General features: G+C 41.3%; 12 protein-coding genes. 8 read left to right on the plus strand and 4 right to left on the minus strand.

The genetic code is table 11. The features are described 5' to 3' along the window. A partial coding sequence (locus VFM80_RS06235) for a cobalamin-dependent protein (RefSeq protein WP_395070646.1) occupies positions 1-861 on the minus strand: 861 nt, incomplete at its 3' end. 137 nt (positions 862-998) lie between these two features. Here VFM80_RS06235 and VFM80_RS06240 point away from each other — a divergent pair. Further along, positions 999-1,874: a mechanosensitive ion channel domain-containing protein gene (locus VFM80_RS06240; protein ID WP_395070648.1), complete on the plus strand. Its 876-nt coding sequence runs from the start codon at positions 999-1,001 to the stop codon at positions 1,872-1,874. Positions 1,875-1,895: 21 nt separating this feature from the next. On the opposite strand, the gene VFM80_RS06245 is transcribed toward VFM80_RS06240, so the two are convergent. Both VFM80_RS06245 and VFM80_RS06250 read right to left on the minus strand, forming a co-directional pair. Continuing rightward, positions 1,896-2,783: a mechanosensitive ion channel family protein gene (locus VFM80_RS06245; RefSeq protein ID WP_395070650.1), complete on the minus strand. Its 888-nt coding sequence runs from the start codon at positions 2,781-2,783 to the stop codon at positions 1,896-1,898. 2 nt (positions 2,784-2,785) lie between these two features. Then, positions 2,786-4,408, minus strand: coding sequence for an Ig-like domain-containing protein (locus tag VFM80_RS06250; protein ID WP_395070652.1), 1,623 nt, complete (start codon positions 4,406-4,408; stop codon positions 2,786-2,788). Between the two features lie 60 nt (positions 4,409-4,468). On the opposite strand from VFM80_RS06250, the gene VFM80_RS06255 reads away from it, so the two are divergent. From VFM80_RS06255 to VFM80_RS06285, 7 genes are all read left to right on the plus strand, one after another. Further along, positions 4,469-5,809 carry a hypothetical protein gene (locus tag VFM80_RS06255; RefSeq protein ID WP_395070654.1) on the plus strand — a complete coding sequence of 447 codons (1,341 nt, stop codon included), beginning with the start codon at positions 4,469-4,471 and terminating at the stop codon, positions 5,807-5,809. A gap of 27 nt (positions 5,810-5,836) precedes the next feature. Then, entirely contained in the window at positions 5,837-6,442 is a 606-nt protein-coding gene (locus VFM80_RS06260; RefSeq protein WP_395070655.1) for a penicillin-binding protein activator LpoB, read from the plus strand. 53 nt (positions 6,443-6,495) lie between these two features. Continuing rightward, complete coding sequence (locus tag VFM80_RS06265; RefSeq protein ID WP_395070657.1) at positions 6,496-7,893, plus strand: nicotinate phosphoribosyltransferase; 1,398 nt, start codon at positions 6,496-6,498, stop codon at positions 7,891-7,893. A 4-nt stretch (positions 7,894-7,897) separates the two neighbouring features. Next, the gene (gene pncA, locus VFM80_RS06270; protein ID WP_395070659.1) at positions 7,898-8,512 is read left to right on the plus strand and encodes a bifunctional nicotinamidase/pyrazinamidase; all 615 of its coding nucleotides are present in this window, start codon (positions 7,898-7,900) and stop codon (positions 8,510-8,512) included. Between the two features lies 1 nt (position 8,513). After that, a complete protein-coding gene (locus VFM80_RS06275; RefSeq protein ID WP_395070661.1) occupies positions 8,514-9,602 on the plus strand; it encodes an NAD(P)/FAD-dependent oxidoreductase in 1,089 nt (362 codons plus the stop codon). A gap of 194 nt (positions 9,603-9,796) precedes the next feature. Next, positions 9,797-11,344 carry a lysine--tRNA ligase gene (gene lysS, locus VFM80_RS06280; protein WP_395070663.1) on the plus strand — a complete coding sequence of 516 codons (1,548 nt, stop codon included), beginning with the start codon at positions 9,797-9,799 and terminating at the stop codon, positions 11,342-11,344. Between the two features lie 130 nt (positions 11,345-11,474). Continuing rightward, complete coding sequence (locus VFM80_RS06285; protein WP_395070665.1) at positions 11,475-12,701, plus strand: FtsX-like permease family protein; 1,227 nt, start codon at positions 11,475-11,477, stop codon at positions 12,699-12,701. Positions 12,702-12,856: 155 nt separating this feature from the next. Here the strand turns inward: VFM80_RS06285 and VFM80_RS06290 are convergent. After that, positions 12,857-13,409: hypothetical protein (locus VFM80_RS06290; RefSeq protein ID WP_395070667.1), on the minus strand; the 553-nt coding region annotated here is incomplete at its 5' end.

Consider the following 13,409-nt stretch of genomic DNA (forward strand, 5'->3'; position numbering starts at 1 on the left):
ACGCTCGGTGTCGATACTGTTCATGCGAATGCGGTCACCAAGCAAAGCCCCGCCTGTTTTGATCTTGGACGGATCAACGGAAATGATACCGATCGTTAGGTCTTCAAATTCGGTTAAAAAACGGCGGACCAATTCATCCGTCAGCGAGCTTTTTCCGGCTCCACCGGTTCCGGTTATCCCAACCAGCGGAATGGTCTTTGTGCCGATCTTAATTTCTTTTCCCTTGCCATCCAACAGCTTACCTTCTTTGTAGGAAAGCACATCCTCTTTTTCATTTTCGATGGCCGTGAGGGAACGCGCCAAGGCTATAGTGTCTTTCTTGGCTACTTTTTTATGGTCAGGCCTGGCAATCGAAATAGGATCATAATCACATTCCTTTAGCATGAAGTTGATCATGCCCTGCAGCCCCATCTTACTTCCGTCTTCCACAGAAAAAATACGTGTCACGCCGGCATTGTGTAGGTCTTCGATTTCATCACCCACGATCACGCCGCCACCGCCGCCAAATACTTTGATATGTCCGGCTCCGTGCTCTTCCAGCAGCTCGATCATATATTTAAAATACTCTACATGTCCACCCTGATACGAACTTATGGCAATACCCTGGGCATCTTCCTGTATAGCGCAATTTACGATCTCGTGCACCGAACGGTTGTGCCCCAAATGGATCACCTCTGCCCCACTGCTCTGCAAAATCCGTCGCATAATATTAATACTGGCATCATGGCCGTCAAACAGACTGGCTGCCGTAACAAAGCGAACCTTATGTTTAGTTTGATATGGTTCCTGTACGGAGTTTTTACTTTCCGATTGTGCAGCGGCTTTCTTGGTTGGGGATGTTGATTTCGTTTCTACCGACATAATTTAATTTCTTGATGTTTTGGAAGCGGTTTCACAAGATAACGATTTGTTGATGGATTTTCGATTCCCGATTTATAACCCGTAAAGATTTCGTTAATTTATACATGTTTTAACCCCTTAACGCTATTATCAACTTGATGAACGACTTTTTTCAACAACTCAAAACTAACCTGTCTGAGCTTTTCATTTACGAAGGTTTAACTAAATCCCTGATCAGCACGACTCTGTTGGTGCTTGCCTTCATCATTCTGAGATTACTCATTGGTCGTTATCTGAAAAAACACATTGCTTCAACAGATCTTCGTCGAAAGTGGCATGTTCAGATACGCAATGGACTTATATTATTAATGATCCTGGGATTGGTCATCATTTGGAGCAATCAATTGCAGGCTTTTGCTCTCTCTTTAGTTGCCATTGCTGTAGCATTCGTTGTTGCTACCAAGGAGCTTATTTTATGCGTTACAGGCTCGATCCTAAAAACAGGATCCCGTTCTTTCAATATCGGAGATCGCATTCAGATCAAAGATTTCAGGGGCGATGTGATCGACCAAAACCTGCTTGCTACAACCATCCTCGAAGTTGGCCCCGGTAAGATTACTCACCAACGCACGGGAAGAATGACTGTAATTCCGAATGCTCTCTTTGTATCCGAACCCTTAATCAATGAAAGCTTTACTCATGATTATGTACTGCATGTGTTTACCATCCCCTTAAAACGAGAGGATAACTGGAAAGAAGCACAAAAAACGGTTCTTAAAGCTGCCAATAAATATTGCAAACCTTACCTCGAGGAAGTAAGAAAACATATGCGTCAGATCAATGAAGAGCGTGGATTGGAAGTACCATCTGTAGAACCACGTGTCACTTTACAAGTTCCGGTAGCCGGCGAGATACATCTAATCGTTCGTATTCCTGCAAAATCAGGAGAGCGAAGCTATATTGAACAATCTATTTTATCAGAAGTGTTCAGCAATAATGATTTTAGTGTAAAGAAAAATGAAAATGCAGGATGACATTTCAAATTTAATGATCTGTTACAGTGCCTGTTCCTCTTCTTGATCCTTTGGAGTTTTATATACCAAGGTTCTGTGTGGGAAAGGAATTTCAATTCCCTCTTTATCGAACCTTTTTTTAATACTTTCCAGCAGGTCGCAGCCCATAACAAAAGCATCTTGTGGATTTACAGCCCAGCTCCAAGCCCGTAAGTTAACCGACGATTCACCCATCATTACAACCCGAACAGGTACTATTTCTTCTCCCTCTTCAATTTGCTCTTCCGTTCGGTTATCTACAAAAAGAGGGTGTTTCAGGATCTCATCTTTCATTATAGACTTCGCAAGGTCTATGTCCGAATCGTAGCTGATCCCCATATCGATCCATTTACAGATCTTGTTATCCTCGTAGTTTGAATTTACGACCACTTCATTGCTGATCACAGAATTTGGGATGATGATGCGCTTATTTTCAAAATTCCGAATAACTGTATGCCGAAGGTTAATGTCTTCCACCACACCACTCAAGTCCATTCTAACCTGAATACGATCCCCAATTTTGTACGGTTTAAACATAACGATGAATAAACCACCGATCACATTCGCTAAAGCGGCCTGAGAGGCAAAACCGATGGCGATGGCAAACAACCCGGCTCCTGCAAGCAATGAAGCTGCGACAACTCTTAATTGTGGGATCATATAGATCGCGAAGCTGATACCTGTAATGTAAATAAGGACACTTACGGAACGTTTGAAAAAGACAAGGTTCGTGACATCCTCATTATCATCTATTTCCCGATTTTTTTTGATCATTACATTGATGATCCTCGTGGTTATAGAGGCAATTATAATGGTCATGAAAATAATGAAACCTATTAAAATGGGCAGGTGCCATTCAGCACTTAAATATGGACTAAGTAATTCACTCATGGTTATTCAAATGTGACATTGACTTCAGAAATAAAACCTTCCTGAACATTTATATTTCTTTGTACATAATATCGTTCCGGCTCTTGGTAAGGAGTAACGGTTCCCCGATCCCAGCGTTCATTTCCGTTTTCATCCCTGAATAAGATCAGCGTATAAGCAACAGGCGGCAGATCCTGTATTGTTGTAGCAAATTGAAATTGGATAAATTCAACTTCCTGCCCATTTGGGCCTTTGATAATTGCATAATAGGTGTCAGAAGAATCTGCATTTTCAATGTTTATCTCTATTTCACCATATTCGGTTGAATCCCATACTTCCGGTTCGTACATACTCCTTCTTTGGGTAACCGGATTCCAAACCAAAAACTGATAATTTACCGCTTCGATCCATTCTTGCTGTGGACTTATACTCAGTTTATTTCGTTCGGTGGAGATCTCAGGCCAATCGTCAAAGTCCACATCTCCCTCTATTACTACAACTGAATCTGTGATCTCACTTTCAGTAATGGGAGCTGCATAGGTTACTACAAAATCATCGGTTTGTGAAAGTCCGTTTTGGCCATTGGCAGAAATGATGCGTTGCCTTGTGGTATCTTCCTGAGCTGTCCCGGTAAAGCTGAACACGGCAGAAGCCGGTTCATTGCCCTCAAGATCAGTAATACCTTTTATTTCAGTGCTGTAAGCTACTTCTTCGAGCAACGGTTCATTGCTTTGGGCAAACAAAACGAATTTTTCCTTCGGAGAAACGTAAAGTGGGAAAGCCGAAGAATAGTCGTTTCCTAAAGAGTCAGAAATTTGAATGGTAGTGCTATCTGTTAATTGGATAGATTCACTGAATCTGAATCTCATTCTATTTTGTGAAAATAATCCTACTCCCAGCAGATCGGGTTTCGTAGTATCTTCGCGAACGGCATATATAACATCCAGGGTATCACTCCCCTCTTTCTCCAACCCAATGAATTCCTGATAAAAAGGATATGCCGTCTCAATTTCCTCATCCCAGATCTTATTCCGGTTTCTGTCATCCACCAGCAAAGCCTTATATGTTCCTTCAGCTAAATACGAGAATGTAAAACTGCCTGAAGTATCCGTTTGCGCCTGGTAGTTCGCTCTTTTAGTAAGATCGACCGGTTGACGGTATAAAAGAATTCTTTGTTCATCAGCTGCCCGCCCGTTTTCAGCAAGAAGCACCTTGCCCGATATCTCCCCGCTGTCGATATCATCTCCGGTTGAAACAGCTAAAGTGATCGGACTTGAAATTTTGTTGTTTCGGGTATCTGAGATCTCCGTCCCAAGCTTAATGATAATGGTGGTTGAATCGGGAAAAGGCTCTTCAAACTCTATGAACATGGTCTTTCTTTTCCATGATACTTCATAACCAATTCCAAGATCCGGCTCAACCGTAATAGCCTGTCTCACTGTAGATCGATTTACAAACTCATCAAACTGAAACTCAAAAACACTTCCCTCAAAATTCGTTGTACCGGTTTCGGGATCAGTGAATTCAAGTACCGGTCCGTCGTTATCTGCGGGACCACCAGTAGGTGCAATTGGAGTTGCACAAGAAACCATAAATCCGGAAATAGCTAACACTAAAATGCGATATAACAAACGTCTATTATCCACGTAAATTGGTTATAATTCAAAATTCACAAAATCTTAAATAATAAGGGGTCAGATTTTTTAATGATCGCTAAGATAATCATAAATAAAGCCGGATTTCATCTCTTTTGCCTTGGCCTGATCATTTTACTTTCCGGTTGCCATGCTTACGTACTTGATGACGCCCAGCATGATTTGCGCTCTTCCTTTACCTCGGGAAAGTATCAAGAATCTTCGGAATTGTTGCAAGAGTTTGAGCGTAAAGAAGTGTATAAATCCAAAGACGCGGTATTAAAAAATCTCGAAGCCGGATTGATCCATCACTTTGCCGGAAACTTTGACAGCAGCAGCGTTTTCTTTGATAATGCAGAAATATTGATCGATGATGCTTATACAAAAAGTGTAAGCCGGGGCTTTAAAGCCATGTTAGTGAATGATAACACCTTAGTTTATGATGGTGAACCTTATGAAGATATATACCTGAACGCATTCAAAAGCCTGAATTATATTCATCAGAATAATTGGGAGGCTGCCCTGGTTGAAACCCGCAGAATGGCTTTTAAAATGGAGCAGCTCGATATACGCTTAAAAGGTTTAGCCGAAGCATTTTCCAGAGAAGACACTACAGGAAATATGGACTGGCATTCAGGTAAAGTGAATATCCAGAATAGTGCCTTCAGTCATTATCTGGCAAGTATCTTATATGCGAAGACAGGAAAACCTGACGATTCCCGTATCGAATTTGAAAAACTGAATATTGCTCTCAGTGAGCAAAAGAAACTCCATAAAAGAGCTCCGATCGAAAGTGAAAAGCTTGAAAAAATAAAAGACCCCAATTCTTATAATGTGCTTATAACAGCTTTTTCAGGTCAGGCGCCAATTAAAAGACAGGAAGACTTCAGGCTTTGGCTGGATGGAGATGATGACGAGAATAGCTTCTATGTAAAATTCTCGCTCCCAAAAATTGATCTGTATAGATCACGTGTACAAAGTATACGAGTTCTAACTGACTCGTTGCAACCACATGATCTTGAGCTTATAGAAGAACTGGATGTTGTATCTGCAGAGGTTTATAAGGCGAAAGTACCGATCATTTATACCCGTTCGTTACTGAGGGCAACAATGAAAGCAACGGGATCAACCTTTATAGCTTCCTCCGTTCGTAAAAAAAATAAAGGCCTGGGTTTCCTGGTTGATGTTTTAGGAATTATCGGGCAGGAAAGTTCAGAGAAAGCGGATCTCAGAGGATGGCAAACCATGCCCGGTAAAGCCTGGATGAACGTGATCAATTTACCGCATGGTATCAATGAGGTCGAGATACAATACCTATCAGCTTCCGGATCCATACTTTATTCCGAAAGAAAATCCATTGAAATTGATGAACAAACCAAATTAGGGCTTATTGAATCAATTTATTCTTATTAAAATCATAAAACTTCAAACAACACCATTATGAAATACGTAATCCTATCCACTCTGCTATTCGGACTCCTGATCACAGGATGCCGACCCACAAGTAAAGTAAATCGTATCAATCCCTCTGAAACCACCGATCTTTCAGGCAGATGGAATGATACGGACGCACGGATGGTATCAGAGGAAATGATCTCTGATGCTCTTACCAAATCATGGCTTAATCAGTATAACCGACAATATCAGGAACCCCCGGTTGTGATCGTAGGCAATGTTCGAAATGAAAGCATGGAACACATCGACACAGAAGTTATCACTAAAGAAATGGAGCGTGCTTTCGTTAATTCCGGCTCGGTAAATATTGTTGCAAGCAGCGAGGAAAGGCAGGATATCCGCCAGGAAAGACTTGAACAACAAGAATTCGCCTCACTGGAAACCATGAAAGCAATGGCAAAAGAAATGGGGGCCGACTTTATGCTTATTGGTAATATCAGCTCTATCGTTGATGAGACACCTGATCGGCGTACTTTAGCTGTTTTCTATACGGTGAATCTGGAACTGGTTAATGTTGAGACCAATCAAAAAGTATGGATCGGAAATAAAAAAATTAAAAAACTGATCGAGCGTAGAAATTTTAGAGGATAAATCTTTTGTATTTAGGCTTTCTGATTGTCGGAAAGCCTTTCTATTTTATATCCATGATCTTACAAAACCCGGCACTGTACACCGACCTTTACGAACTGACGATGGCTCAGGGATATTTTTTATCCGAACGCCATGAACAACCTGCTAATTTTGACTATTTCTTTAGAAGTCTCCCCTTTGATGGCGGATATGTAGTATTCGCCGGATTGGGTGATCTGCTGGAGAGCATTCAAAATTTCCGTTTCCAACCGGATGAGCTGGATTATCTACGCTCCCAGGGTTTTAAAGAAGAGTTCTTAACATACTTAAAGGATTTCGAATTCAGGGGAACCATTTATTCCGTAAAAGAAGGTGAGATCGTTTTTCCAAATGAACCGATCCTCAGAGTTGAAGGTACCGTACTGGAAACTCAGATCCTTGAGACTTTAGTTTTAAATACCCTGAACTTTTCTTCTTTGATCGCCACAAAAGCTTCTCGCATAAAGTTGGCCGTAGGTAAACATTCTGTGGTAGATTTCGGACTACGGAGAGCACAAGGGCTCGGTGGACTGCAGGCGTCAAAATCCGCCATTATCGGTGGATTTCAAGGCACATCGAATGTATTGGCCGGTAAGCTGGATGATATCCCCGTCAATGGAACTATGGCCCATTCCTGGATTCAGTCTTTTGATGATGAGCTAACTGCATTCCGAACCTACGCAGAACATTACCCTGATGCCTCTATCCTGCTGGTTGATACCTACAGCACCTTAAAGCAGGGAGTTCCAAATGCCATAAAGGTTGCTAAAGAGCTCGAAGAAAAAGGGCATAAATTGATCGGTATAAGACTGGACAGTGGAGACCTTGCATATTTTGCCCGTAAAAGCAGAGAAATGCTGGACGATGCCGGCTTGGATTATGTCAAGATCGCAGCCTCCAATCAGCTTGATGAGTACCTTATAAAAAGTTTACTGGATCAGGGCGCGCCCATCGACCTGTTTGGTGTAGGGACAAAATTGGTAACGGCCTATGACGACCCGGCCCTTGATGGAGTGTATAAACTGAGTTCCATAAACGGAAAGCCTACGTTAAAGATTTCTGAAAATGAAGAGAAAGTAACTCTCCCGGATGCTAAAAAACTGATCCGTTATTTCAACCCTGATGGTTCTTTTTACAGTGATGGAGTGGCTTTAGATAATGAAGAAAATCCTGATTCTATTTATCACCCTTATATCTCCCACCGTTCAGCAGTTGTTTCCAAGCTTAAATGCGAAGAATTACTTCATAAAGTGATCGACAAAGGTGAGATCAACATTTCAATTCCAACCGTACAGGAAAGCGCGAAATATGCCCAGCAAAGACTTTCGAAACTAAATAACGAGCATAAACGCTTTGATAATCCCCACGTGTACAAAGTGGGCCTGAGCAAGAAATTGCGAGATTTAAAGATCGAACTTATTCAAAAAGCATAATTCAATGAAAGCATTACTTATTGTTGACGTTCAAAATGATTTTTGTCCAAACGGTGCCTTAGCTGTACCGGGAGGAGATCAGGTAATAAAGCCAATCAATAACCTTATGGATTCTTTTGATTGTATAGTCCAAACACAGGATTGGCACCCACAAGATCACCTCTCTTTCGCTTCCAACCATTCCGATAAAGAACCTTTCAGTACTACAGAGATGGAATACGGAGAGCAAGTGCTCTGGCCGGATCATTGTGTACAAGGAACAAAAGGTGCAGAATTTCATAATGACCTAAGAACCCAGCCTTCACAACTGATCGTAAGAAAAGGATTCAGAAAGCATATTGATTCCTACTCTGCTTTTTTTGAAAATGATCAGGAAACGGTTACCGGACTGCATGGATATCTTCAAGAAAGAAATATTGACGAGCTTGTTGTTACGGGACTAGCTACTGACTTCTGTGTGAAGTGGACGGTGTTAGATGCCCTCAAACTCGGATACAAAGTCACCCTTGCCGAGGATGCTGTTCGTGGTATTGATATGGATGGTTCAGTGGAAAAAGCTATAAAAGAAATGAAAGAAGCCGGTGTGACTCTCAGGAATTCTAACGAGATCTCAGGATAAATTGCCCTCTCCAACTCATTTTGATTTTTGTGTTTTGGGCGCCGGATTAGCCGGTTTGTCCATCTCAGATAAATTGATACAGAAGGGGGCTTCCGTTTGCCTTATTGATACCGGGGATATTGCTTCGGGAGCTTCAGGAACACCCCTTGGATTAGTAAATCTGGCTACCGGTAGATTTGGTACAAAAACCTGGAGATCTGAACAATGTTATAGCGGCATTGCATCCGATCTGGAAAAAGTACAGGATCAAAGCCCGGTTCAGTTTTTCAAAAGAACGGGAATTCTTCGTCCCGCTCAGGATGAAAAAATGGCCTCCCGAATGAAAGAAAATGCCGAGCAACAGGATTGGCCGGAAGGCTGGTGTAAATGGCTGAACAAAGAGGAGATCAGGTTCATTAATCCGGAACTCAATTGTGTTGAAGGCGGAATGTGGCTCCCGAAAGGTCTTACCGTGAACTCCGGGTTGTACCTCAAATCTAAAACAGATCTTCTGAAGAAAAAGGGGTTGAAAGTTTATACCAATGCCAGGTATGAAAAAGAAGCAGATCGATCATCATTTAAAATTTCGTTACAAAAGAAAGTGCTTCAGGCCACAAGCATTATATATGCTACAGGTAATGAGACCAAATATTTGAAATACTGGGACTTTTTACGCCTTAACCCTATCAAAGGCCAATTGGCGATATTTGATACTCCAAAAGCAGGGGACTTCGATTATTCAATCTCAGCACTCGGATATATTGCATCCATCTCTAAAACACGTTTTATAGCAGGAAGTACCTATGAGCATCATTTCGACCACAAAGAACCGGATGAAAAAGGGGCTCAATATCTGATCAAAAGATTAAGCAAAGTCTACCCTGCTCTTTTTAAAGAAGCCGCTCTTGCAGATCAATGGGCAGGAGTCCGTGCATCTGCTCCAAACCGAAAGCCTTATATCGGCCGACACCCGGATAATGAGCACATGTATGTTTTTACGGCACTCGGTTCAAAAGGATTGATGTACAGTGACTATCTGGGAGATCTTCTGATCTCTTATATCTTTGATTCCACGCCTTTACCAAAAGAAGTTTCTCTGGATAGAATTTGATCCTAAGATCAAAAACGGAATACTATGCAGGATGCCGCATTAAGATTAATTAATACCAATCAATACAAACTTTTTCTTTTAATCTATACCGGAATCTTCTGAAAAGTAATCCATCTTCACGTTCACAATTCTCTGCATAATTCGGTATTTTCACGGCTTCGCTTTGAACGTCAAAATTAAATTCACTTTTATAAATGTCTGAACAGGAATTATCCCTCTCGGAACAAGAAGAAATTCGCCGGGAAAAACTTGAACAACTCCATGAATTGGGTGTAAACCCCTACCCTTACTCTTTTGATGTAACCCATACTTCAAAACAAATTTTAGCAAACGAAAAAGAGTTACTTCGGGATGAAGAAACCAATCCTGATTCTGATACTGTGGTGATAGCCGGCCGGGTTATGACAAAGAGAGTTATGGGGAAAGCCGCTTTCTTCAATCTGCAGGATTCTGAGGGAACCATTCAGGTATACATCAGGCGTGATGATGTGGCTACCGAAGAGCTTGGTACTGACAATTACAATAAGGTCTTCAAGAAGCTTGTTGATATCGGCGATTTTGTTGGCATAAAAGGTTTTGTATTCAAAACACAAACCGAAGAAACGACCGTACATGCTGAGGAATTTCACTTCCTCTCCAAAACCATCCGCCCGATACCTACTCCTAAAGAGGAAACCACGGATGACGGCGAAACCATCATTCATGATGCCTTCACCGATAAGGAACAACGCTATCGCATGCGTTACGTAGACCTGATCGTGAATCCTGAAGTACGCAAAACATTCCAGCAGCGCACTCAGATGGTTCAGATGATGCGTAACATTATGAATGAAAAGGGTTATCTGGAAGTCGAGACTCCCATCCTTCAGCCTGTTTATGGAGGGGCCGCTGCAAAGCCTTTTGTAACCCATCACAATGCGTTGGACATGGACCTTTATCTCCGTATCGCTAATGAATTATACCTTAAAAGATTGATCGTGGGTGGGTATGACGGAGTGTATGAGTTCTCCAAAGATTTCCGCAACGAAGGCCTCTCCCGTTTCCACAATCCTGAATTCACACAGGTTGAATTGTATGTGGCCTATAAGGATTACAACTGGATGATGGAATTCACCGAGAACATGCTTGAAAAAGTAGCGCTCGAACTTCACGGATCAACAAAAGTACAGGTTGGCGAAAACCAGATCGATTTCAAAACTCCATGGCCGCGTATTCCTTTGTTTGAAGCGATTGAAAAGGAAACCGGAAAAGATCTCTATGGCAAAGAGGTGGATGAACTTCGCAGCATTGCCAAAAATCTGCATGTAGAGATCGACAAGTCTTTTGGTGCAGGTAAGATCATCGATGAAATATTCGGTGAATTTGTAGAAGGTAAACTCATTCAGCCTACTTTTATAACAGATTACCCCGTTGAAATGAGTCCACTTACCAAAAAGCATCGATCTAAAGAAGGGTTAGTTGAAAGATTCGAAGCCATTTGCAACGGGAAGGAAATAGCCAATGCCTATACCGAGCTGAACGATCCTATCGACCAACGAGAGCGGCTTGAAGAGCAGGCCAAACTCCGCGCAGGTGGTGATGATGAGGCAATGACTATTGATGACGACTTTATTCGTGCTCTGGAATATGGCATGCCTCCTACTGCCGGAATCGGAATAGGTATCGACCGACTGGCCATGATCATGACAAATTCTGATTCTATCAGAGATGTTCTTTTCTTCCCTCAAATGAAACCGGAATAACTTTGTTTGTTAGATGTTCGTTAATGGTATATTCGTTATTCGAAAATCGTTGCCCAAATTAAATCTGAGTACAGGAAAAAACCAATGACAGGTATATTTGAACCATTAACGAATAACCAATAACGAATCCATGAAGCTTGAATGGTACCTTGCCCGCCGTTACTTTAAAGGCTCCCGCAAAAGTTCGGGGTTTCTGTCGTTCATTAAATATATGTCGATCGCAGGGATCGCCATTGGGGCTGCCGGTCTTTTAATAGCCCTTTCCATTGTTCACGGGTTTAAATCTACCATCAATGGCAAGATCATGGATTTTGCCCCTCATATCACCATCAGCACTTATGTAGACAGACCCATTGAACGTGCAGATACCCTTTTCACCTATTTAGACCAGTATCCTGAGATCAAAAGTAAACAAGTAGTTTTGCAGGGACAGGTGATGATACAAACGAGGGATCAGGTAACAGGTACCACTATTAAAGGCGTTGACCTTGCAAGGCCGGACTTTGGTGTGGGAAGTTATATGGATAAAGGTGAGTATGATTTAGGAACGGATTCAACCGGAATGCCCGGTATAGTCTTGGGAGCTCAGTTGGCACAGCAGCTCGATGCAACTATCGGTTCTGTAATAACTGTTTATACAATTGAGGGAATTCCCTCATTAATAAATTCTCCCGAGATCAAACAATTCCGATTGACAGGTATCTATGAAACCGGAATTGACCTTTTTGATGATGTATTCGCTATGGTGGAAAGGAGTCATGTCCGGCAGCTTTTCAAATACAATGAAACCCAGGCAGATGCTATTGAGATCCGTCTACATGACGACTCTAATATCATCCCCTTTCGAGACAAACTAAACGAAACCATTATTTTCCCCTATTACAACGAGCCCATTTATAACGTTTTTGGAAATATTTTTGCATGGGTTGAATTACAGGAAAATATGATCCCATTAGTCATTAGTGGCATGATCATTGTCGCTGCCTTTAACCTTATTGGGGCAATTTTGATGATGGTTTTAGAGAGAACCCGGGATATTGGGATATTGAAAACAATAGGCAGTAAATCTAAAATGATACGCCGCATATTCTTAATGGAGGGACTTATGGTCGCGGGCGTAGGCCTTATCATAGGGATTGCTATATCTTTACTTTTCTACTTCCTTCAGGTCAATTATCAGATCATTCCCCTTTCCCAGGAGAATTACTATATGGCTTATGCACCCGTAGAGCCTCATGCAATTGACTTCCTTATAGTGACAATCGTCACCATCTTTTTATCCGGCTTGGCATCCTGGTTTCCCGCCCGAGTTGCCGCTAATACTGATCCGGTAAAAGTGATCTCTTTTGGCCGGTAATTACTGGCTTTGGTAGTTGCCGGAGGTTAGACTTTGTATATTTAAGGAAATTAATTGATGTGCCAATCATTCTTATTTCACTGGAAGCCGGAGCTTCCGGGACGACGTTGCTAAGCTGGAGATTGGCAACGAGCATAAAAGTATTATTATTTTTTTCATTTTAGCTCTCCGTTTAGTTTTGGGTTGGATGTAAGAATTATAGCAGTAATAGTGGTACCTCCATTACCAATTTTTTTCACCTTATCTATATATTCCGTTTCTATATTATATTTTAAAATCATTGAACCTAAATTTCTTGAAAATACACCTGCATAAAGCGAACATCCATCGGAAGCTATATCTTGGATATAAACGTTCTCTCCTAATTCTTTTTGAAAATCAATTAGATTAAACATTCTTTTTTCGCTAACGCTATAAACTGTTAAATGTCGGGTAGGCTTGGAGCTTAACCTTAAACTACTTGCATGAGTTAAAAAGAAAAACATCTTGTTTTCAGAAGGAACAATGTTCGCATGTTGGCCAGTTAAATTTGCTTTGTAAGTCCCTTTATGAAGATTGATATCGAAAAAAATTGTAGTTGGTGGTCGATTATAATCTTCAACCGTAATTAATAATCGATTTTCATTTTTTAAGTAGTACATCCCATACACAAAACTATAATCAGGAATAACCTCTTCAACTATATCTGTTAAATTGAATATTTCGGTA

The sequence above is a fragment of the Gracilimonas sp. genome (assembly GCF_035704785.1).
Classification (GTDB): domain Bacteria; phylum Bacteroidota; class Rhodothermia; order Balneolales; family Balneolaceae; genus Gracilimonas.